Consider the following 20,929-nt stretch of genomic DNA (forward strand, 5'->3'; position numbering starts at 1 on the left):
GCCGGACGCTCACTGCGTTCGCGCCGTTTAGCCGGGCGTTATGCCTCCGGAATCTGACCTGATGCCCAAGAAGAAGCCGATCACCCAAACCGAGCTAGATATGGTCGCTCGCCTTAGCTCCGAGCGCTTTTCCGCTGACGATCTGCTGGAGATTTCCGATGCTGTCCACGATCTTCCGGAAGATCGCGGAGATTGGGAAGGAAGAATATTTTTTCTTGCCAAACGCTTCCCCGGGCAGCACTACCGTGCAATGGCAGCGGACTACCGGCTCACAGCAATGTCTGCCCTCATTGCCAAAAACACATTGCCTCTCGGAGTGTTGCCGCAAGCCCCCGACGGCTCGCACATGGTTGGCGAATCCGTCTTTGAGGCAGCCGCAATGGAACCGCTTCTCCTGCGGGAGAATGAACCATTCTTTGAGCCAGAATCCTTTCGCCGACGCGTTCTTGAACTCACCGAAACTGATGGCAAGGCATAACCCTGTGGTCCACCGGACGCTGCGCGATAAAGCCGCGCAGCTCCGGTGACCCCCACGTTCGGCAGAGTATGTGAGGGTACATTGAATCAATCTGCAAATAAGGCTTTCCCAGGGGGCTCAAAGTCGCGTGTTAATCGCGCAGGAAGCGCCGTGCGTGATGAGACCGCAGACATTGAGGACTACTTGGTTATCGAAGAGTGGCGGTCAGCTCACCGGTCGGTCTTGAATACTTTTCAGGCGATATTGCGAAACCGTACCCGTGACTCCGATATCACGGTTGCTCAGCGCCACAAGCGCAGATCAACAATCTTCGACAAATTGGTGCGTTTTCCAGAAATGCAGCTTGCTCGTATGGATGATGTGGCTGGGTGCCGGTTGATTTTTCCGGACATTGCTTCTTTAGATAAATTTCGCTCCAACTTTCATAGGGCGCGGTTTCATCACAAAAGAAAGAATGAAGCAAGAAAATATAACTACATAGAGAAGCCTAAAAGCACAGGATACCGGGGGATACATGATGTCTACTCATATGACGTCAACTCGGTGACGGGAAAGCACCTAAAAGGTCTTCTTGTTGAGATCCAGTATCGCACAGCAGTTCAGCATGCTTGGGCTACCGCCGTGGAAGTGATCGGTTTTATTACTGAAAATCAGCCTAAGTTTGAAAAAGGTGACGACCGTTACAATCATGCTATGGCGCTTGCATCAGAAATACTAGCCAGAGCACATGAAGATGAAAAGGGGCCATTCCCGGAAAAGACCGATGTCGAGGTGGTTCAAGAATTTCTTGCGCTTGATGCGGAGTTGAACCTTTTAAACATGCTGAGAGGGCTCAATACGGCGAGCGCCGAAGTCAGTGAGAATAGAAACTCTATCCTTATTTTTCATGAGTCAGGCGAACTTGAAGTGCAAACTTATCGGAGTGCCACTGAAGCATTGGCGGCCCTTTTTGAATTAGAGAAAGAACTACCTGGAACTGACGTTGTGTTGGTAAAGGCTGATACCTCGGAAGAGGTTCGGTTCGCCTTTAAAAACTACTTTTCCGATGCTCGGGATTTCATTCGCTTGGTGGAAGAAGGCTGCCAGAAGTTGTCTGGCAAGAAGCAAATACGCGCAGGGCGCCGAACAAGGCGCTCTAGTGGACGCGTCAAAAGAACGCGCCGCTAAGCGCGATCGTTAGACGCCCCAAGCGAACGTAGGCCCCCGAGATGCTCGCCATGGGATCATATACGGAACCGACTGATGCCTTCTGACTACAAAGCCATTCGCGCCGACAACGAGAGGCGCTACGGCACGGACATCGGCCGCATCGGGCCGATGCTCCTCGCTGACCGCTACGACGACCGCACCCACTTCATCTTCGAGCTTCTGCAGAATGCGGAGGACGCACTCGCGCGTCGTGACCAATGGCAGGGGGCGCGAGCCGTCTCATTCCAACTGACCGATACCCAACTCCGCTTCAGCCACTTCGGCCAGCCCTTCTGCGAGGCTGATGTTCGAGGAATTTGCGGCATCGCAGAGAGTACGAAGGCGCTGACCGCCATCGGTCGGTTCGGCATCGGCTTCAAATCCGTTTACGCCATTACGGATCGCCCAGAGGTGCACTCGGGGACGGAGGCCTTTGCCGTCGAAAGCTTCGTCTGGCCTGTTGGGGTCCAGCGTGCCTCCCGGGACGACGACGAGACTCTTTTTGTCCTCCCCTTCAAGTCGGGTGACTCGCACGCGCTTGACGATGTCTCCCGTGGTCTTCAGCGCCTCGGCACGACCGCGCTCCTCTTCCTGCGGCAGATCGAGGAGGTGCGCTGGAGGGTAAAGGGTGGGCCTCCAGGGACCTACCTCCGCGAGTCGCGGCACGTGGCTGACGGGGTTCGCCGGGTTACCGTTATCGGCCAACAACACGACGCCGACGATGTCGATGACGAATGGCTCGTCTTCTCGCAGGCCGTTGCGGCCCAGGACGGACGCCATGCCGGCTACGTCGAGATCGCCTTTTCACTTTCCAATCAGCCACCCGAGGGCGAGGCCATTCAGCGGGTAGAGCGCTCGCCGCTCGTCGTGTTCTTTCCCACGGTGGTCGAGACGCACTTTGGCTTTCTGTTGCAGGGTCCATATCGCACCACGCCGAGCCGCGACAACGTGCCCCGGAGCGACCCATGGAACCAGCATCTTGTTGAAGAGACCGGATCGCTTCTCGTGGACGCGCTTCGATGGTTGCGCGAAAACGAATTGCTCGACGCAGCGGCTCTGCGGTGTCTGCCCATTGATCCATCGAAGTTCGGCGAGGCGAGCATGTTCGCGCCGCTCTTCCAGGTGACTAAGGAAGCGTTGTCGTCGGAGCGTCTGCTGCCGCGATTCGGCGACGGCCATACACCGGCCGACCGTGCGCGGCTCGGGCGCACCCAGGAACTCCGCGATCTCTTCAGCGCCTCGCAGCTTGCCGCGCTCCTGGGAGAAGATGGGGAACTCTCTTGGCTAAGCGGCGACATAAGCCAGGATCGCGCGCCAGAGTTGCGACGGTATGTCATGCAGGAGCTGAGTGTCACAGAGATTACGCCGGAAACCATCATCCCCCGGCTCGACCAATCGTTCCTCGAAGCGCAGCCCGATGATTGGATTCTGAACCTCTACGAGTTCCTAGGCGGCCAAGCCGCCCTGCGCCGGCGGCTCGATGGCTTGCCGCTTATCCGGCTGGTGGACGGCAGCCACGTTCCACCGCGAGTCGACGGTCAGCCCCAAGCGTTCTTGCCGAGCACGATAACGACGGGATTCCCCACGGTCCGGGCATCGGTATGCGGGACGGAGTCGGCGCGCGAGTTACTTCGGTCGCTGGGACTGACGGAGCCGGACCCGGTGGACGATGTGGTCCGAAATGTTCTTCCGAAGTATCGGTCAGACAAGGTCGATATCGCAGACGACGCTTACGAGAGCGACATACGCCGCATACTTGCTGCCTTTTCGACGGATTCCAAGGATCAACGCGAAAAGCTGCTGGTAGCGCTGCGTGAAACACCGTTCGTCATGGCGGTCGATACAGGCAATGCACGCAAGTACGTTGAGCGGCCCGCTAGCGTCTATCTTTCCACCGAACGCCTGAAGGAGCTGTTCGCGGGGATTCCAGATGTGCTGCGCGTGGACGATGCGTATTCATGCCTCCGCGGCGAGGAGGTGCGGGAACTACTCGTAGCGTGTGGAGCGGTTCGATACCTCCGACCAGTCGCGGACGCGTCGCTTTCATGGGAGCAACGGCAGGAACTGCGAGAAAGAGCCGGTCACGCGGAGACTTCGAACCAGAATGATCGAATTACGGATTGGTCGCTGGTTGGTCTCCGTCATCTCCTCAGCGCGTTTCCGGGCCTGTCGTCCGAGGAGCAGGTTGCCAAGGCTTGGCGTCTTTGGGAGGAGCTCGCGAATCTCGAAGAGCGTCGTGGAAAGAGCGTCTTCACTGGTGAGTACACTTGGACGCACTACGGCACGTACCGCACAATATTCGACGCCGCTTTCATTCGGGAACTGAACGAGACTGCGTGGATTCCCGATGAAAACGGAGACCTTCATCGGCCCGAGTTCGTCCTGTTCGACACCCTCGGCTGGAAGGCAAACCCATTCCTCGAGTCCAAGATCCGTTTCAAGCCACCGATCATCGAGGCGCTTGCGAAGGAAGCAGGTATCGAGACCGGTGTGCTGGACCTACTCAAGAAGCACGGAGTCACCAGCGTCGCTGAACTCGTCGTTCGACTCGGCCTCGCCGAGGACTCGGAAGCGGGTGAGAGCGACCAAGTCTCCGAAACCGCGAAAGAGGGAGTGGAGCCAGCGGACGACACGCTTGTTACCACTCCCAGCGCCCCGAGGACGCAGGAGTCCAAGCCAGGCGGATCAGGAGATGCGGGTGGAGGCTCAGGAACAACCACCGCCGGAACCAGAGGCAGTGGAAGCGGCGGCAGAAGGGAGAGCGATGGCACCGGCGAGCGGGCGCGCACTGAACCGAAGGATGCTCCCGGTCGGAAGGAGAGAGACCAAACACCTGAGCGTACACCCGCGATGTTCATCTCCTACGTCGGAGCACATCCCGACGACGAGGAACCGGACCCCGACGGCCTAGACCAGCAGGCCCGCATGGCACTCGAAGCGAAGGCCATCGAGTTCATCTTGTCCCGCGAGCCTGAATGGCGCCGCACACCAACCCACAATCCGGGTTATGACCTCTATGTGGCCGACGAAGGCGGCAACGCGACGCGGTGGTGTGAAGTCAAGGCAATGACGGGCAGCCTGAACGATCATCCGGTGGGACTATCGCGCACTCAGTTCGACCATGCCCGGGAGCACGGCGAGGCCTATTGGCTCTACGTGGTCGAACACGCGGGCACTGACGCCGCACGCATCGTTCGCATTCAGGACCCGGCTGGCAAGGCTCGAACCTTCACGTTCGACCGCGGTTGGATCAATGTTGCAGAAGTCGATGGTTCGGGTGAGTAATTGGGCGTCTAACAACAGCATGCAGCGGACGGCGCTTCGCGCCGCCGCTGATGCTGAGCGTTAACGCAACAGAACATGTACCGGGAAGCCGTTGAGAATTTGCTTGCCGCAGCAACGGATTTGCTAGGGCTTCAAGTAGCCGCTGGGAGTGTAATTCGCGAACAGTCCAAAGAGAGGTATGGGCAGTTACTCGAATCTCATATACAAGTCGTAGGCGCAATAGGTTCTGCGGTGAAACGAAGGGACGGGGAGAGAGCCGAAATCGTTGGCGATTCGCAACAGCAGATAGTGTTGATAGCCTCATTTATCCAGGGCATTAACATCGTGGAATGCGCTATCAGTGAGGGCTACTACATCCAAGCCGCTGCGTTAATCAGGCAAGAGCTGGAGACGATCGCGGCCCTTGAGGAGTTGAAAAAAGGAACACGCGTATTACGAAGGACTCCGAACGTAGGACATGTTCCATGGGCACTCGCGACTCTCTATGGTGACCTAAGTAAGGCGGCACATGCAGCGGATCATGACGTACTTCAAGATATCCTAGCGCCAAATGCTGTGGGCTTAGCTGAAGATACAACTGGTGTGGTTATGGTTCAGCAATTCCGGGATCAATTATCGTGGCGTCTCTATGGGTTACATGTTGCATTGTTGATTCTGCTTGCCGTTCATTTGCATGAGCACCAGGAAACTGTTCATGGAGAGGGCCAGGGGCTGAACGAGATCGAAATTCAAGCGGTGCAAAATGCCCAACAAATTATGATTGATGGTGGCTGGCTTGTCCTGCAGCCCTAACAATGCCGTCAACTCGGACGCATTTTTCGTTTGCTGCGCTCACTACAAATGCGCTGGGTACGGCTGGCGTCAGGCATATCGGAGAGCATAGTGCCAGCTGCTGAATTTGAAGAACGCGAATTCGAGACGCCTCTTTATAACCAATTGCAGCAAACCAACTTGGTGTGGTCTCCCGGGCAAGTATTGGAAGGGCACATTGGGTTTGATTATGCGGCGCTGTGCTTTGATCAGAGAATTTGGGATATTCACGGCTACGACCGGCCTCTCGATGGCGTTCTCTTGGACGATTTGTTTCTAATTCGGCATTTGCGGCACTTCCGGGAGCCGCGTTCGCTGCCAAATTTTGAGATTAATCTATTCATTCAGTCGAAGCGGCCCGATCATCTCAAGAATGTAGCTCAGAAACTCAGAGAGAAAGGAATTCAGGGTCCGTACTGGCGCATCAACATCAACCCCGACCAGCAGCACATACTTGAAACGCTGGCTGCGCACGTTGGCAGCAAGGGTCTTGTCTGTTACGCCGCAGCAGCGTTCCACCGACTGAGTCAGCTGTACGGACACATTAGATCACGGAATATCGTAGAAAACTCGACATTTCCTGAGGCCCAGCAATTATCGGGGCACTCGAAGTGGAATTACTGTGAACCCGGTAACGTTGGGGTTGCGAACGTCGAGCCTGAATTCATCGAGGGCCTTCCTCTATTGAATCGGCTTGAAGCACTTTCCTCCGAGTTGGCCAATGAACCAGATGAGAAGTTCAGACGTAACCTAAAGGTATTGGCAAACAGCGTGAATGCTTGCGCGGAGGAAGCCTCCTCAGAACAGGAGGCACGCGCGGCTCTGTTCTTTCAACGCCTTTCCGCAATCTCAGTTAGCCTGGATGCCATATCCGGAGAGAACGCGGATGCTTTGCTAGATTTTCTGACGGTGCAGGCATTTTGTGTGTCCTTCGGAGTTCGTTGGTTTACGGTAGGCAGGAAACGATATGCCTAACAAATCGCTGCAGGTGACGTTTGACCCGCCGCCCATTTTTGCTGCCGCAAAACCGGCCGTCGCCTCAAACGGACCTGAGCTCAGGCGTTAGCCATACAAAGAAGGAACGCAGATCGTGGCAATTCTCAAGTTTCAAGAGATCACTCTTCCGATGCTCAAGTTGGCTGCCGACGGAGAGGTGTGGTCGCTTGCCGATGCGCGGGAGGAAATGGCGAAGCACTTCCAGCTTACGAAGGAGGAACTGGAAGAGCTTCTGCCAAGTGGGCGCCAAGCGCGTTTTTCGAATCGAGTCGCCTGGGCAAAGGTTTATCTTGAGCGGGGTGGTCTGCTTTCATCCCCCAAGCGGGCACACTTTCAAATCACCGAGCGCGGAAGGGAAGTGCTTCAAGATCCGTCGGATGAGGTTTCCATCAAATTCCTCAGCCAGTATCCCGAGTTTCAGGAATTCCGAAGCCGCTCGTCAAAGAACACCGAGGGCGAGACAGATGATGAGAATTCCGACACGCCGGAGGAGACCCTGGAATCAGCATACCTCACTATCCGTAAGAATCTGGCCTCTGAGGTGTTGGAGCGAGTGAAATCATGTACGCCGCACTTCTTTGAACATCTTGTCGTCGATCTGCTGCTGAAAATGGGCTACGGCCGCGCGGGTGGTGGCAGTGGCGAGCGTGTTGGCCAGGCGGGAGATGAAGGAATCGACGGAATCATCTCTGAAGATAGGCTTGGCTTGGAAATGGTGTATTTGCAGGCCAAACGCTGGGAAGGAACAGTGGGTAGGCCTGAGATTCAGAAATTCGTCGGGGCGCTTCATGGCAAGAGGGCGCGAAAGGGCGTTTTCATAACAACCGGCTCATTTTCTGCTGACGCAGCAGCTTACGTCCAAACTATCGACCCGAAGGTGGCACTGGTTGATGGGAAGCAGCTTGCCGAGTACATGATTGACTTTGGGCTTGGGGTGTCCCTGGCTCGTGCATACGAGGTCAAGCGGATCGACACTGATTATTTCGAGGAGTAAATGGCTAACAAAAGCGTCAACTCGGACCGGCTTCTCCGCTGCGCTCCAAAGCTGGCCGGTTACGCTAGGCGTTATCTGTCATGACTCAACGATACTGGGAAATCGCTGGATATCAGGGCACCGAGAAGATATTCGAGCGGAAGATAAAACTCGGGTGCTATACCGAAAGTCAAATGAAGCAACTGTTGAAGGCGTTGGCCGCTAAGGTTGGGTTGAATACCGATGAAATCGTCGGTGCGTATGCGAAACGGGGTACCAAGGACGCAAACGAACTATTAGAGGTCCGGCGCGACCCCAAATTCGCAACCCTAACGTGTGGTATTAACCCTCACTTTGTAGCTCGGGTAGTGAAAGAACGCTCATAGCAGGTGTATGGACTCGGGAGTTTGGATATGGGGAGGGCGGGGGCAAGTCTAGTAATATATAGTTAATGGGAGCAGCAAGACTGATCACGGAAGCCCGGGTCAGAGAGGAACCTCTTCCAGCGCGCGCCATACGTGCTCGGTGAACCGGATTCCCGCATTACTATCTATTGCTAGACTTGACCCCGTTGTCCCCGTTGTCCAGCAGCCGATCGAAGCGCTTGAGCGGTGCGCCAATGCGCTCGGCGCCGGGGAAGTGACGCGCCAGTTCCATCAAGGTCAGGCGCCGGTCGATCAGCAATGCCTCGACGGCGAGGAATAGGTTTCGGACATTGCGCCGGTCGATCCGACTGGTGACAGGCCTGAGAATCTTATGCAAGATTGATGTGGCGCATAGCGGACGTTCCTCACGGTGGCTAGACGTGAGGAACAAAAACCTGTCATGCACGCTGTTTTCATCGAGCGTAGTACGTAACCATCGGTTTGCATAAGAGTATTTCTGGGGAAACCTCAGGATCTGTCACCTTTCTGGGGAGGAAACCATCATGAATGCGACAATGCCTGATCTGGCAACTGTGAAGGAACGTATGAAGGCAACGTGGGGGGCGGGTGACTTCGGCGAGGTCGCGAAGTCGATCGAGTCGCATGCCGAAGACTTCATGTCGCGCCACGATATCGGGCCCGGCAGGCACGTGCTCGACATCGCCTGCGGCACCGGCAACCTCGCACTCCCGGCCGCCCGGGTCGGCGCCAGCGTGGTCGGCATCGACCTGGCCGGCAATCTGGTCGAGCAGGCCCGGGAAAGAGCCAAGGCCGAGGGACTCGAGATCCGTTTCGACGAAGGTGACGCGGAAGCCTTGCCCTACGCCGACGCAGGGTTCGATCTCTGCGTGAGCATGTACGGCATCATGTTCGCGCCGCGGCCGGAAGTGGCGACGACGGAGCTGTTGCGGGTATGTCGTCCCGGCGGCACGATCGCGCTGGCCAGCTGGACGCCCGAGGGGTTCATCGGGCGGATGCTGAAGGTGGTGAGCGCACATGTACCACCACCGCCCGGCGTTCCCTCGCCGCTGCTGTGGGGCCAGGCCGAGGCGGTCCGTGAACGACTCGGCGATGGCGTCTCCGCATTGGCGATGCAGCGCGTGCCGGTGTGGTTCGACTACCCGTTCCCGCCTGCCGATACCGTCGACTTCTACCGCCGTTACTACGGTCCGATCCTGCGCGTGTTTGACGCACTTTCCGACGAACACGCCGAGGCACTGGAACGCGATCTGGTCACTTTGTGGTCGGAGCACAATACGGCCGATGACGGTACGACGCGCGTCGAGGCCGAGTATCTGGAAGTAGTCGCGACCCGTGCGTGAAGGAGTTACCCGGCCATTGCCGGGCCGTTGTCTGGCTCACGCCCCCGGCAATGGTCGCGTGGCGGGGACGACGGGGTCGGACCACGGCTACCTTCTGATTCGCCTTACAAAGAGCCTCGGAATCGAGGAAGAAGATAAAAGGACACGCATCATTCTGTTGGCATCGATGGCGAGGGTCGAAAGCGATGGATCAGGTCAGTCCTTCGCCGGACTCTCGTGGAGCACATTCAGCACCTCTACGCCGGGCAGATAGCCGTACAGGACCTTCCCTTCCGGGGTCACGATCGCCGGCGTCCCCCACAAACTCAGGTCCAGGGCAATGTCGAGATGATGCACCACGGGGGTCTCGCAATCCGCGGTCTCAAGCTTCACGCCCCGCTTGGCCTCGTCCATGGCCGCCTTGCGATCCTCCCGACACCAGACCGCCTCCATCAGACGTCTGGAATCGCCATGGACCGGGAAGGCCGCGTACTTCACCCGAACGCCTTTTTCGAGATACTCATCCATCCTGAAGTGCAGCAGGCGGCAGTGGGTGCAATTGACATCCGTGAAGACGACCACGGAATGCTTCGCCTCACCCTCGGGCTCGTAGACGATCAGCTCCGAGTCGTCGATGGCGCCGACACGCTCTTTGACCTTCTCGGGGGGCGCACCCGTAGCGTGCGCCACGGCCCCAAGCCCCAGCACCCAGACAGCCAGCAGACAGACGAGGCTGTGAGCATGCGCTCGCATTGTTTTCACGGCTGGTGTCTCTCCTCGATTCATCAATTCCGGCGTAACTGCACCGAGAGGGCCATTTGTATGGCGATGAGAGGATTGTATTCCTTGGCGGTCATGCAGAGAAACGGGGAGAAGGATGTCCATCGTTCTGTCGACAACCCCGCCGGGGGCGCTTGGCCTCTGATTCGTCAATCAAATCAGGGAGTAAGGATCATTCCTATGACCAGAGCCAGAGCAGGAGAGAGGAAAGAGGGCACCCGCGGTTCTTTATCGTGCGCGAAACGGCCATAACCGGCGGTTTCGCTGTCTCGCATCAATCAGGTGGTTCGGGGCAGGGAAGGCGGAATATGTTGGGGATCCCGGGTTGACCTCCGGGAGCGCCCGGCATGCGGCGATCAATGCAGATTACAGAGCAGGCGGGGCGATGCGACGGTTCTCTCTGTGGCGATTGACCCCGAGCCGGAACACGCCCAGATTGCCGAACAGGTACCACGCCTCGTCAATGAATTGAGCGTCCATGCGGGTCAGCCACCCGCGCGCGCCGCCGTGCGCAAGAAAATCCAGGTAGTTCTGGTAATGTCCCGGATCGTGCCCATCCAGCGCCCGTTCATCCTGGCGGATCATCCAGCCCGCCACGCGGCCGGCCGGCGTGGCGCGGGGCGGGATGGTGTAGTCCATCACCACGTGCACGCCATCGGGGCGTGTCAGTCGCTGCAGCGCGCGCCACATGGCCTGCCGCTGTAACTCGGTCATCTCATGCAGGGCCAGGGCGATCACGGTGGCATCCACCGGTTCGCCCGGTTCGAGCCGTGTCACGTCGGCCTGTATCCAATGCAGGCCGGGCGCCTGTCGCCGGGCCAGTTGCAGCATGGCGGGAGAGGCATCGACTCCCAGAACCTGTAACCCGGCCGCATCCAGGTAGCGGCTCAACGTGCCGGCGCCGCAACAGGCGTCCAGCACCGTGCGTGCGCCCGCCTTCGCCACCATCTCCACGGCCTTCATTCTCGCCCGGTGCAATATCCGGTCCTGCAACCAGCCCATCCGGCGCAGCGAGTGGGCGATGGGTGCATATCGATCTTCGCTCATTCCATGCCCCGTTCAGCTCTGCGAACGGCCCGCTCACAATTAAGATTGTGTGGGTCGCCGCCCGTCACATGCCCGCAGTACTTATAGCCGGTCCCCCGTCGTCTGACCGCCCAGCAGCCCGATGCAGGCGGCCACATAGGGCAGAGACCGGTTCTGCACAGGCGTGGCCGCGTGAAGGGTGCCCTCAAGGCCCAGGGAGCTGGTGGCCACGTCGCCGGCGCGGACCACGTGTTCCACGGCCCACAGCGGCAGGGCGCTGACACCCTGGCCCAGGGCGGCCAGTTCCACCAGCATGGCGGTGGTCTCCGCGGTGCGCACCCGGCCCGGTTCGATGCGGGCGGGCCACAGCAGGCGGGTGAAGATGTCAAGCCGCTCGCGGGCCACCGGGTAGGTGAGCAGGGTCTCGCCGGCAAGGTCCGCGGCCTTCACCGTGTCCCGCCCCGCCAGGGGGTGTTCCGGGGCCATGACCAGCACCATCGGGTAGTGGAACAGCTCCACCCAGGCCAGCCCCGACGTCTCGCGACGGTCGGGGGTGAGGACCAGGTCCAGCGATCCGTCCAGCAGCCCGGGGAGCGGGTCGAGACTCGCCGAAAGGGCCACGTCCACGTCCACCCCGGGAAAGTGCCGGCGCAGCTCGCGCAGTTTCGGCAGCAGCCAGTCCAGGCAACTGTGGCATTCGCTGGCGATGCGCAGGCGACCCCGGTCCCCCTTTGCCAGCCGCTGCAGTTCCTCGAGGGTGTCGTCCACACGGGGGAGAAGCGTCTGCGCGAGCGCGAGGAGGCGGTTACCCGCCTGTGTGAAGCGCAGCGGGCGGTGTCCCCGCATCGCAAGCTGCAGGCCGAGGCGGTCCTCCAGCTCGCGGAGCTGGTGGGAGAGGGCGGACTGGGTCAGGTGCAGCCGCCGGGCGGCGGCGGTGAGGCTGCCGCTCTCATGCAGGGCCAGGAGGGTACGCAGGTGACGGATCTCAATCATGAGCGCTACTCATGGTTTATTGAAATAATATCGTTTGTGCTCATCAAGCATCCGCGACAAAGTAGGGGTCAGTCAAATCAGTCAAGGAGACCGACCCATGACCATGCTGCACGTGCCCGGCTATCCCCGCATCGGCGTGCGCCGGGAATTGAAGTTTGCCCTGGAGCGCCACTGGCGGGGGGAGATCACGGAACAGGCCCTGGAAGAGACCGGCCGCGAGTTGCGTCTGCGCCACTGGGCGCAGCAGCGCGACGCAGGCATGTCATTTGTCACCGTGGGCGACTTCGCTTTCTACGATCATGTGCTCGAAATGATCGATCTGCTCGGATGCGCCCCGGCCCGCTTCGGCTTCCGGGGCGACGAGAGTCCGCTGTCACGACAGTTCGCCATGGCGCGGGGCACACCCGCGCAGCCGGCCCTGGAGATGACCAAGTGGTTCGACACCAACTACCACTATCTGGTCCCGGAACTCTCGCCCGACACAGCTTTCACGGCCGGCCCCGAACGCCTGCTTGAGCAGGTCGGCGAGGCGAGGGGGGCGGGTCATCCGGTCAAGGCGGTGCTGGTGGGGCCGCTCACCTTCCTGTGGCTGTCAAAAATGCGGGGGCCCGACCGGCGCCTCGAACTGCTGGAGACCTTGTTGGACGCTTATCGCGACGTGCTGGGCCGGTTGGCTGAGGCCGGTGTTGCCTGGGTGCAGATGGACGAGCCGGTGTTGGCACTGGAACTGACCGAGGCATGGCGCACGGCTCTGGCGACGGCCTACCGTGCCCTGCACGGCTCGGGCCCGAAGATGCTCCTTGCCGGCTACTTCGGCGCTCTGGGTGAAAACCTGTCCCTTGCCTGCATGCTGCCGGTGCAGGGGCTGCACGTGGATGCGGTGCGTGCCCCGCAGGAACTGCTGCGGGCGGCGCAGGCACTCCCGTCCGACGCCGTGCTCTCCGCCGGCATCATCGACGGGCGCAATGTCTGGCGCGCCGATCCGGATGCCGTGCTTGCGCAGCTCGTGCCGCTGCGCGAACGGCTCGATCAACGCCTGTGGCTGTCCACGTCCTGTTCCCTGCTCCACGTGCCCCATGACCTCGGCCAGGAAACCGACCTGGACCCCGAGCTGCGAGGCTGGCTCTCGTTTGCCCGCCAGAAGCTCGACGAGTTGCGCGTGCTGGGCAGGGTACTGGATGCGGGGGAGTCGGCCGAAGCGGATGCCCTGAAAGCTGCACGCAGCGCACTGGCGGCTCGGCGCAGGAGCCCCCGTGTGTGCAATGAGCGCGTCAGGCAGCGGGTTGCCGTGCTCGATGCAGGCGCCGATCGACGCACATCGCCCTATGGTGCTCGCCAGGCGGCGCAGCGCGCCCGCCTGGAACTTCCGTGCCTGCCCACCACCACCATCGGCAGCTTCCCGCAGACCCGCGAGATCCGTGCCGCCCGGGCAGACCATCGTGCCGGACGCCTGAACCAGGTCTATTACCGGGCCTACCTGCAGACAGAGATCGCGCGCGTGATCCGCCTGCAGGAATCCCTGGGGCTCGACGTGCTGGTGCACGGCGAACCGGAGCGCAACGACATGGTGCAGTATTTCGGCGAGCAGCTCGACGGCGTTCTCATCACCCGCCACGGCTGGGTGCAGTCCTACGGCAGCCGCTGCGTCAATCCGCCGGTGATCTACGGGGACGTGTCACGGCCGGCGCCCATGACAGTAGACTGGACGACCTATGCCCAAGGCCTCACGCCCAGGCCGGTCAAGGGCATGCTCACCGGCCCTGTGACCATCCTCCAGTGGTCCTTCGTGCGCGACGATCAGCCGCGTACGGAGACCTGCCTGCAACTCGCGCTGGCCATCCGCGACGAGGCGCTGGACCTGGAGCGGGCCGGCATCGGCATCATCCAGATCGATGAGCCGGCCTTCCGGGAGGGTCTGCCGCTCGCCCGCAGCCACTGGGATGCCTACCTGGACTGGGCAGCGCGCTGCTTTCGCATCGCTGCCGGCGGCGTGCGCGACGACACCCGGATCCACACGCACATGTGCTACTCCGAGTTCAACGACATCCTGCCGGCCATCGCCGCCATGGACGCCGACGTGATCACCATCGAGACCAGCCGCTCGCACATGGAGCTGCTCAACGCCTTCGCCGAATTCCACTACCCCAACGGGATCGGCCCCGGTGTCTACGACGTGCACGCACCGCGGGTGCCTTCGGTGGAGGAGATGACGGCATTGCTGGAGAAGGCCGTCGCCGTGGTGTCCCCCGGGCGGCTGTGGGTCAATCCGGACTGCGGCCTCAAGACCCGCACCTGGCCGGAGACGCGGGCGGCCCTGGAGAACATGGTGTACGCCGCGCAGGTGATGCGGGAGCGACTGAACGCCGAGACAGGCTCGGCAAGCGGGATCCGTGAGGCGGTGATGAAGTGAGCCCGGATGCCGGACAGGTCGTCAGCGTTGAATCATGCCCTCCGGCGCATTGGCGCGCAGCCAGTCGCGCACCAGGGGGCCGTAGGCATGGTCGTCCTCGCGGATGTGATTGAGCAGCCAGCCGCGCAGGGCCTCGGCCAGCTCGCCGGCGATGTCCTGCCCATTGGAGAATGATCCCTGCAGACCCTGGATCCGCAGGCTGAAATCGCGGTGCAGTTCCTGGTGTTGCCGGGTCTCCGGATAACCAATGATCTCCAGCATCTCCTCCTCGAAAGCGAAATGCGTGAGCGTGTAATCGACCACCTGATCGAGCACCTCCTGCACCCCCTCCCGCTCATGCCCGTCTTCGACGGCCTTGTGCAGCCGGTTGATGTACTCGACGATGCGCTTGTGCTGCTTGTCGATCACCGGGATGCCCGTGTCCAGGTCCCGGGACCATTCGAAATAGGCCATGGCGCCTCCCTCCGTTCGATCGCCATATGTTCGCAACAACACCTTCGGGGTCGGACAGCCTGCTAACGCCCGAACATGCGCCCCAGAAGCCCCCCTTTCCTTGTCGTGCCGATGCCGGTGTGCTTGCGCACCGCCTCGGCGTAGTCCGCGTCGTCATGCTTGATGTGGTTGACCAGCCAGGTCTTGAGCACCGTGTGCAACTCGCGCCCGATCTCTTCGCCCTTCTGAAAGCGTTTCTTGAACTCCCCCACGCGGCGAACGAACAGCCCATGCACACGCTGGTGCGCACGCAGGAAGGGGTATCCCGCCTCCTCCATGAGTTCCTCTTCGAACGAGAAATGCGAGTAGGTGTAATCGACAAGCTGGTCGATCACCTGGCCGATCTCTTCGCGGTCACCTTTTTCGATGGCGTGATGCAGGACATTGATATAGTCGACGATGCGCTGGTGCTGGCGATCGATGACGCCGATACCCGTGTTGAGCTCATCGCTCCAGTGCATGTATGCCATGTATCACTCCCGGGACCCGGAACGTTTTTTGGGTAGGGGTGAAAGTTTAAGCATAATCCCACACAACTGCAATGGGTATTGACAGAGGAATCCGCACGGGGCACCGCCGGCATTCCCGCAGGGCGGCCGGGCCAGGGGGGCTCTGAATCGGCACCCAGACAATGGGCCGCGACCATCTCGCGGCCCGGCGGTGGGCACGGCCTGGGGCGCCGCGGACAGGCCCCTAGCTGTTGAGCTTCTCCATGTGCCGGCGAGTCAGTTCCATGAAGCGCGGCGTAAGCCCGGCGTCCTCGAAGATGGGATCTCCCATCTCGTCTTCGGAGATGACCCGCTCTCCCGGCACATAGGGCATCGCGGCTTCCAGCTCATCCAGTGCCGCGGAGAGCAGTTCGCCGATGAGCACATCCCGGTCCTTGCCCGGAAACAGCTGTTCCAGGGCCGCGATACGCGCGGCGTCACGCTCGGACAGACGCATGCAGTATTCCTCCTGCGTGACCCGGCCGCCGGTCTGTTTCGACCAGTGCTCAAGCAGCTCTTTGACCTTCATTTCGTTGTGTCTCCTCTTGGGTTTTTCCGGAGGACAGGAATCAGTCCTCTACACCATCTAGATTAGTCTGTTCCGCTTTGGTTCTGCAAAGAACGGGCGCCCTTCGGTGCCCTCTTTTGGGCGCGCTTGTCGGGTCCCGGGGCGAAGTCACGCGACGACTATGTCCGCCCCGATTTCGATGCCCTCGGTGGGCCCGTGCTGCTGCCCGGATCCGCCGTTCCCGGTGTCCCGGGGAGCGCCCTGCGGAGTCGCCACGGTCATCGAAGCGTTTGAGCCGTGTTCGTGGCCGGTCAGCGTGCGTCCACAACTCATCGCACCTCGCGTACCATGTGGCCGGCAGCCACGATCAACCGGAGGCCGGCCCGGGGGCCGGAGACACGCCATGAATCGCCCGGATTTCAGAACGAGCTACGAAAGGCATACCAGCGAACTGGTCAGGGACCGTGACACGCAAAGCGCCATGAGCCAGGCGGTGGGCGGGAACTTCGAGGCGGTCGGCAGACTGGAGTGCGCGCTGCTGCTCCAGTACGGACTGGACAGATCGGATACCGTGATCGACGTCGGATGCGGCAGCGGCCGGCTGGGTTTTCAACTGCGGAACCGACTGGACGGCAGGTACGTGGGCATCGATGTCGTCAGGGACCTGTTCGAGTATGCGCAACGGATCTGTGAACGGCCCGACTGGTCGTTCTACGAAGCGCCGGGGCTGTCGATCCCCGAGGAGAGCGGCTCGGCGGACTTCGTCTGCTTCTTCTCCGTGTTCACCCATCTCCTGCACGAAGAGTCCTACAGGTATTTGGCGGAGGCGGCCCGGGTGGTCAAGCCGAAAGGCAGGATCATCCTCTCGTTTCTGGAGTTCGCGATCCCGTCACACTGGACGGTGTTCGAGCAGGACCTGGCCGACCGGAGACCGGACAAGGTCCTGAACCAGTTCCTCAGTCGCGATGCCCTCGAAGCATGGGCCGCGCACCTGGGCCTGGAGATCGTGGATTTCCATGACGGGGACAAGCCCCACATCAGGCTCGAAGACGTCGTGCGATGGGATGACGGGCGGGAGATGTCCGGGCATGGAAGCCTGGGGCAGTCCGTTTGCGTGCTCACCCGGCCATAGTCCCCGGCATTCGACGGGTGCAGGATCCGGAGCCGCTTTCATCCGTCGCTCGAGGGAAGCGGCCGCGGCCTTTTCGATCGGCTCACCCGATCTCCCGCCAGCCCTGGTGACCGCAACTGGTGCACTGGTAGAGCGCCTCGAACCCGCCGCCCTCCGCCTCGCGGATGTGGCCCTTCTGGAAGGTAAAGCCGCGCAGCGTGCACCGCGGGCATTTCACCACATCGTCGCGGGGCGCGCGGGGTGCGGACGGCTTCGGGCCCGGCTTCTGCTCGAGCGCCTGCTCGATCTCCCGGGTCAGTTCCCCGGCCAGTTTCTTCGCGGCCTCCGCATTGCCTGCATCCGCCAACCGTGCAAGTTCGGCGATCCGCTCCCTGACGGAGTTCAGTACCGACGAGGTATCGGCCATGGGGTTCTCCTGCTGCTCGATGGCTGTTGTTTTCCCGACCGTCCCGGTGGGGCCCTCTCCACAGTGTACCTGCTTGACGGCGCCGAAGAACCGGGTCGGGGCGCAGTTTCCCGGCAGGGTGAAGCGCGGTTTGGCGCGCGTTCCTGATCGACCGGCCACGGTTCTGCCCGTCACCGTCGTCCGGGCAAAGGCAGCGCGCGCGATGCATCCGTTGGCATGACAGCCGAATGTGCTCTGCCCCGGGTTTCCGGGATACTGTGCGCATGAAGGTCCTTCTTCCGCTCCTGGCCGTCCCGGGGATTGTCGTCGCCGCGCTCCTGGTGCTGCGGGTACTGGATTGGCGCGCGGATCGGGCTGCGTGGGCGCGGCTGGCGGCCCTGCAGCCCGCGCAACCTCCGACGTACGACCCGGAATCCGTGGCGCAACTGCCGGAGCCGGCGCGGCGGTTTTTCAACTTCGCCATCACCCCGGGGACACCCCTGTTGCCGGTGGCCGAGATCGGGATGGGCGGCGAGTTCAGTCTCGGCACCCGGGAAAAGCCGAACTACCGGACGATGGAAGCGCGCCAGATCCTGGCCGCTCCCCACGGGTTCGTCTGGACGTTGCGTTTGCCGGGGCTCGTGCCGGTTTCCGGATCGGATTCGGCCGGCTGGACGCGGTTTCGCATATACGGCCTGATCCCCGTGGCGCGGTTGGGCGGCAATCCGGATCACGCCCGATCCGCCTATGGCAGGTATGTGGCCGAGTCGGTGTTCTGGACGCCGGCGGCATTGCTGCCGGGGCCGGGGATCTTCTGGGAGGAGGTGGCTGCGAACACCGCCCGCGTCACCGTGAATCATGAGGGCCTTTCACAGGCGGTGGACGTCACGGTGGACGCCGAGGGCCGACCGGTCGAGGTCTCTTTCATGCGCTGGAGCAATGCCAACCCCGACAGGGAATACCGGTTTCAGCCCTTCGGCGGAACGCTCTCGGATTTTCGCGAGGTGCAAGGGTATCGTCTGCCGTTTCGGGTGGAAGGCGGCAACATGTTCGGTACCGGCGCCTATTTCCCGTTCTTCAGGGCCGAGGTTGCCGCCATCCGTTTTCCCCGGCCCGGTGAATGATTCGGGTGTTCCCCGTATGGTTCGGGAGAACGGGGGTCTGGTTTGGGCGGGATCGCCCAGGGGACCGGGCTCCTACAGGGGAGCAAGGTCGCGTAGGAGCCCGGTCCTCCGGGCGAATGGGGCTTGGGTAGGAGAGGATCGCCCAGGGGACTGGGCTCCTACAGGGGATCAAGGCCGCGTAGGAGCCCGGTCCTCCGGGCGAAAGGGGTGGGGTCATCGCGCGGACGTCCATGGATCCTCTCGTCCGTGAGTCCGTCCGCGGGGCCGGCTCCCTCAGCGCTGGCAGGCCGGGCAGTAGAAGCTGGAGCGGTTTCCCTGGACGAGCTGCTTCACGGGCGTCTCGCAGGTCAGGCAGGCGCGCCCGGCGCGTCCGTAGACGCGCAGGTGCTGTCCGAAGTAGCCGTGGCTGCCGTCCTCGCGCACGAAGTCACGCAGCGTGGTGCCTCCCTGTTCGATGGCCTCCGTGAGCACCTGCCGGATGGTGCGCACCAGCCGCGTGCATTCGGCGCGGGTGAGCCGGCCGGCGGCGCGGCCGGGGCGGATGCCCGCGAGGAACAGCGCCTCGGATGCGTAAATGTTGCCGACGCCCACCACCACGCGGCTGTTCATCAGGTGCTGCTTGATGGCGACGCGCCGCTTGCGGGTGCTGCGAAAGAGGTACGTGTCGTCGAAGTCTTCGCCCAGGGGTTCGGGACCCAGGCGGGCGAGCAGGGGATGCCGGTGCGCATCCTCCCCGGTCCACAGCACGGCCCCGAAACGGCGCGGGTCGTGCAGGCGCAGGCAGCGGCCGGAGTCGAGTCGGATGTCCACGTGATCGTGGGGCCGAGGCGGCGTGGCGGGATCCACGAGCCGCAGGCTGCCGGACATGCCCAGATGGATGATCAGCGTGCCGTCGCCGGCCTCCACCAGCAGATACTTGGCGCGGCGCGAGACGGTGCCGATGGTCCGGTCCACAAGGCGCCCGGCCAGGTCACGCGGCACCGGCCAGCGCAGGCGCGGCTCACGCACGGTCACCGACGTGATGCGCCGGCCGGCGACGTGCGGCTCGATGCCCCGGCGCGTGGTTTCCACTTCCGGGAGTTCAGGCATACAGCCCCTCGATCTCCACCAGCAGTTCCCGGCGGCAGATGTCGCCATGCAGAAACAGCATGGCCGGATATGTCCCGATGCGCGCCCGGATCCGCTCGTGTACCGCCTCCAGATCCCGGGCGTGCTTGACGTAGACCTTGATCAGGCTGAGGTCGCCGGGCCCCGCGAGCGTGTCGAGGCCATGGCCCCGGGAGACATTGCCGATGAGCGCCTCCAGGTTGTCGATGATCTCGTCCACCTGGGCGCGCACGTCCCCCTCGTGCCGGGAGGCGTGACCGACGATGCTGGCGGTGCCGGAGATATACAGGTGCGCGCCGGACGGCCAGTCCTTGAGCGTGGCGCGCGAGAAGGTGGGGCTTCGGGGGCCGTAATCCGGGGGATACCGGTAGGCGCTCACCTGCCGCGGATTCTCGATCGGATCGCCCGCCTCCCGGGCGGCCAGCAGGTAGACGAGAAAGCCCGGGCTATCGGTGCCGATGGCGGTGGCCGCCGGCAGGGCGGCGGCATCCAGCCCAGCGGCTTCCAGGGCATCATGACGGCCGGCGCAGAAGGCCTGGTACCGGTCGAGCCCGGAATCCCCGGCGGGCGCCAGCAGGCGGTCGAAGTAGTTCCAGATGCGCAGCAGGGCCGGATAGCCCATGGACCGGTGGAAATCCAGGAGACGTGCGTAGGCCTCCCGTGCGGCGGCCGCTGCATCCGACGAGTCGGGCAGGTGGATCCGTGCGAACAGCAGGCGGTCGGTATGGGCGAAGCCGATATCATCCCGCCAGCCCCGGGTCACGGGCGCATCGGTATGCCAGAGTTCGCTGTCCGGGCCGTCGAGCAGCGCCGGCAGACCCACCTGAATGCGACGCGGATCGTCGGCGTCGCTCCCCGTCACGGGGCCGAAGGTGATCCGCGCCAGCAGGCGGTCGTCCGCCTCCGCGGTTTCGCGGGACGAGGCCAGTTGAACCTGGAACGGCGGCTGGGACATGGCGGCGGGATACACGAAACGGGACCGCCCATCATACCAGAGCGATCCGCACATCATCGGCTCGCCTGCGCCG

Annotated in this window: 20 protein-coding genes; 10 read left to right on the forward strand and 10 right to left on the reverse strand. The window is 62.0% G+C overall.

Features of this window, described 5'->3' with window-relative positions:
* Positions 1-61: 61 nt before the first annotated feature.
* The 6 genes from THITHI_RS0112620 (at position 62) to THITHI_RS0112640 (ending at position 7,751) form a co-directional block, all read left to right on the forward strand.
* Complete coding sequence (locus THITHI_RS0112620; protein ID WP_018233467.1) at positions 62-478, forward strand: hypothetical protein; 417 nt, start codon at positions 62-64, stop codon at positions 476-478.
* Positions 479-628: 150 nt separating this feature from the next.
* Entirely contained in the window at positions 629-1,645 is a 1,017-nt protein-coding gene (locus tag THITHI_RS20275; RefSeq protein ID WP_232199419.1) for a RelA/SpoT domain-containing protein, read from the forward strand.
* 75 nt (positions 1,646-1,720) lie between these two features.
* Entirely contained in the window at positions 1,721-4,951 is a 3,231-nt protein-coding gene (locus THITHI_RS0112625) for a DUF3883 domain-containing protein (protein WP_018233468.1), read from the forward strand.
* Positions 4,952-5,026: 75 nt separating this feature from the next.
* Positions 5,027-5,743, forward strand: coding sequence for a hypothetical protein (locus THITHI_RS0112630; RefSeq protein WP_018233469.1), 717 nt, complete (start codon positions 5,027-5,029; stop codon positions 5,741-5,743).
* A 90-nt stretch (positions 5,744-5,833) separates the two neighbouring features.
* Entirely contained in the window at positions 5,834-6,736 is a 903-nt protein-coding gene (locus THITHI_RS20605) for a hypothetical protein (protein ID WP_156820540.1), read from the forward strand.
* Between the two features lie 115 nt (positions 6,737-6,851).
* Positions 6,852-7,751: a restriction endonuclease gene (locus tag THITHI_RS0112640; RefSeq protein ID WP_018233471.1), complete on the forward strand. Its 900-nt coding sequence runs from the start codon at positions 6,852-6,854 to the stop codon at positions 7,749-7,751.
* Between the two features lie 525 nt (positions 7,752-8,276).
* Here THITHI_RS0112640 and THITHI_RS19835 read toward each other — a convergent pair.
* Positions 8,277-8,492, reverse strand: a complete 216-nt coding sequence (locus THITHI_RS19835; RefSeq protein ID WP_156820541.1) for a hypothetical protein — start codon at positions 8,490-8,492, stop codon at positions 8,277-8,279.
* A gap of 166 nt (positions 8,493-8,658) precedes the next feature.
* Here THITHI_RS19835 and THITHI_RS0112650 point away from each other — a divergent pair, with 166 nt between their 5' ends.
* Positions 8,659-9,477 (forward strand): class I SAM-dependent methyltransferase, encoded by an 819-nt coding sequence (locus THITHI_RS0112650; RefSeq protein WP_033336946.1) that lies wholly within the window; start codon positions 8,659-8,661, stop codon positions 9,475-9,477.
* 195 nt (positions 9,478-9,672) lie between these two features.
* Here THITHI_RS0112650 and THITHI_RS0112655 read toward each other — a convergent pair whose 3' ends face one another.
* The 3 genes from THITHI_RS0112655 to THITHI_RS0112665 form a co-directional block, all read right to left on the reverse strand.
* Positions 9,673-10,209 carry a thioredoxin fold domain-containing protein gene (locus THITHI_RS0112655; RefSeq protein ID WP_018233474.1) on the reverse strand — a complete coding sequence of 179 codons (537 nt, stop codon included), beginning with the start codon at positions 10,207-10,209 and terminating at the stop codon, positions 9,673-9,675.
* Between the two features lie 393 nt (positions 10,210-10,602).
* On the reverse strand, positions 10,603-11,283 hold the full coding sequence (locus THITHI_RS19010; protein ID WP_083908726.1) for a class I SAM-dependent methyltransferase: 681 nt from the start codon (positions 11,281-11,283) through the stop codon (positions 10,603-10,605).
* A gap of 81 nt (positions 11,284-11,364) precedes the next feature.
* Positions 11,365-12,255 (reverse strand): LysR substrate-binding domain-containing protein, encoded by an 891-nt coding sequence (locus tag THITHI_RS0112665; protein WP_018233476.1) that lies wholly within the window; start codon positions 12,253-12,255, stop codon positions 11,365-11,367.
* Between the two features lie 97 nt (positions 12,256-12,352).
* Here THITHI_RS0112665 and metE point away from each other — a divergent pair, with 97 nt between their 5' ends.
* Positions 12,353-14,665 carry a 5-methyltetrahydropteroyltriglutamate--homocysteine S-methyltransferase gene (gene metE / locus THITHI_RS19015; protein ID WP_018233477.1) on the forward strand — a complete coding sequence of 771 codons (2,313 nt, stop codon included), beginning with the start codon at positions 12,353-12,355 and terminating at the stop codon, positions 14,663-14,665.
* Between the two features lie 21 nt (positions 14,666-14,686).
* Here the strand turns inward: metE and THITHI_RS0112675 are convergent, their stop codons facing one another.
* The 3 genes from THITHI_RS0112675 to THITHI_RS0112685 all read right to left on the reverse strand — a co-directional run bounded on the left by THITHI_RS0112675 (position 14,687) and on the right by THITHI_RS0112685 (position 16,174).
* Positions 14,687-15,118, reverse strand: a complete 432-nt coding sequence (locus THITHI_RS0112675) for a bacteriohemerythrin (protein WP_018233478.1) — start codon at positions 15,116-15,118, stop codon at positions 14,687-14,689.
* A gap of 62 nt (positions 15,119-15,180) precedes the next feature.
* Complete coding sequence (locus THITHI_RS0112680) at positions 15,181-15,627, reverse strand: bacteriohemerythrin (RefSeq protein WP_018233479.1); 447 nt, start codon at positions 15,625-15,627, stop codon at positions 15,181-15,183.
* A 223-nt stretch (positions 15,628-15,850) separates the two neighbouring features.
* Positions 15,851-16,174, reverse strand: coding sequence for a hypothetical protein (locus tag THITHI_RS0112685; RefSeq protein WP_018233480.1), 324 nt, complete (start codon positions 16,172-16,174; stop codon positions 15,851-15,853).
* A gap of 382 nt (positions 16,175-16,556) precedes the next feature.
* Between THITHI_RS0112685 and THITHI_RS0112690 the strand changes: the two genes are divergently transcribed.
* The gene (locus tag THITHI_RS0112690) at positions 16,557-17,285 is read left to right on the forward strand and encodes a class I SAM-dependent methyltransferase (RefSeq protein ID WP_018233482.1); all 729 of its coding nucleotides are present in this window, start codon (positions 16,557-16,559) and stop codon (positions 17,283-17,285) included.
* Positions 17,286-17,367: 82 nt separating this feature from the next.
* Here the strand turns inward: THITHI_RS0112690 and THITHI_RS0112695 are convergent, their stop codons facing one another.
* Complete coding sequence (locus THITHI_RS0112695; protein WP_018233483.1) at positions 17,368-17,691, reverse strand: zinc ribbon domain-containing protein; 324 nt, start codon at positions 17,689-17,691, stop codon at positions 17,368-17,370.
* A gap of 263 nt (positions 17,692-17,954) precedes the next feature.
* Here THITHI_RS0112695 and THITHI_RS0112700 point away from each other — a divergent pair, with 263 nt between their 5' ends.
* Positions 17,955-18,794, forward strand: a complete 840-nt coding sequence (locus THITHI_RS0112700; protein ID WP_026186325.1) for a DUF6544 family protein — start codon at positions 17,955-17,957, stop codon at positions 18,792-18,794.
* Positions 18,795-19,067: 273 nt separating this feature from the next.
* Here THITHI_RS0112700 and mutM read toward each other — a convergent pair whose 3' ends face one another.
* Together mutM and THITHI_RS0112710 are read right to left on the reverse strand one after the other, a co-directional pair.
* Positions 19,068-19,883, reverse strand: coding sequence for a bifunctional DNA-formamidopyrimidine glycosylase/DNA-(apurinic or apyrimidinic site) lyase (gene mutM, locus THITHI_RS0112705; RefSeq protein WP_018233485.1), 816 nt, complete (start codon positions 19,881-19,883; stop codon positions 19,068-19,070).
* Positions 19,876-20,913 (reverse strand): chorismate transformation enzyme, FkbO/Hyg5 family, encoded by a 1,038-nt coding sequence (locus THITHI_RS0112710; protein WP_018233486.1) that lies wholly within the window; start codon positions 20,911-20,913, stop codon positions 19,876-19,878. Before THITHI_RS0112710 ends, mutM begins: the two co-directional genes overlap by 8 nt.
* Between the last annotated feature and the right edge of the window lie 16 nt (positions 20,914-20,929).

Origin of the sequence: Thioalkalivibrio thiocyanodenitrificans ARhD 1, assembly GCF_000378965.1 — a bacterium.
Classification (GTDB): domain Bacteria; phylum Pseudomonadota; class Gammaproteobacteria; order Ectothiorhodospirales; family Ectothiorhodospiraceae; genus Thioalkalivibrio_A; species Thioalkalivibrio_A thiocyanodenitrificans.

Bases quoted from the DNA above. Each gene is read 5' to 3' on its own strand.
- THITHI_RS0112620 (WP_018233467.1), top strand. From the start codon at position 62: ATGCCCAAGAAGAAGCCGATCACCCAAACCGAGCTAGATATGGTCGCT.
- THITHI_RS0112625 (WP_018233468.1), top strand. From the start codon at position 1,721: ATGCCTTCTGACTACAAAGCCATTCGCGCCGACAACGAGAGGCGCTAC.
- THITHI_RS0112630 (WP_018233469.1), top strand. From the start codon at position 5,027: ATGTACCGGGAAGCCGTTGAGAATTTGCTTGCCGCAGCAACGGATTTG.
- THITHI_RS0112650 (WP_033336946.1), top strand. From the start codon at position 8,659: ATGAATGCGACAATGCCTGATCTGGCAACTGTGAAGGAACGTATGAAG.
- THITHI_RS0112655 (WP_018233474.1), bottom strand. From the start codon at position 10,209: ATGCGAGCGCATGCTCACAGCCTCGTCTGTCTGCTGGCTGTCTGGGTG.
- THITHI_RS19010 (WP_083908726.1), bottom strand. From the start codon at position 11,283: ATGAGCGAAGATCGATATGCACCCATCGCCCACTCGCTGCGCCGGATG.
- THITHI_RS0112665 (WP_018233476.1), bottom strand. From the start codon at position 12,255: ATGATTGAGATCCGTCACCTGCGTACCCTCCTGGCCCTGCATGAGAGC.
- metE (WP_018233477.1), top strand. From the start codon at position 12,353: ATGACCATGCTGCACGTGCCCGGCTATCCCCGCATCGGCGTGCGCCGG.
- THITHI_RS0112675 (WP_018233478.1), bottom strand. From the start codon at position 15,118: ATGGCCTATTTCGAATGGTCCCGGGACCTGGACACGGGCATCCCGGTG.
- THITHI_RS0112680 (WP_018233479.1), bottom strand. From the start codon at position 15,627: ATGGCATACATGCACTGGAGCGATGAGCTCAACACGGGTATCGGCGTC.
- THITHI_RS0112685 (WP_018233480.1), bottom strand. From the start codon at position 16,174: ATGAAGGTCAAAGAGCTGCTTGAGCACTGGTCGAAACAGACCGGCGGC.
- THITHI_RS0112690 (WP_018233482.1), top strand. From the start codon at position 16,557: ATGAATCGCCCGGATTTCAGAACGAGCTACGAAAGGCATACCAGCGAA.
- THITHI_RS0112695 (WP_018233483.1), bottom strand. From the start codon at position 17,691: ATGGCCGATACCTCGTCGGTACTGAACTCCGTCAGGGAGCGGATCGCC.
- THITHI_RS0112700 (WP_026186325.1), top strand. From the start codon at position 17,955: ATGAAGGTCCTTCTTCCGCTCCTGGCCGTCCCGGGGATTGTCGTCGCC.
- mutM (WP_018233485.1), bottom strand. From the start codon at position 19,883: ATGCCTGAACTCCCGGAAGTGGAAACCACGCGCCGGGGCATCGAGCCG.
- THITHI_RS0112710 (WP_018233486.1), bottom strand. From the start codon at position 20,913: ATGATGTGCGGATCGCTCTGGTATGATGGGCGGTCCCGTTTCGTGTAT.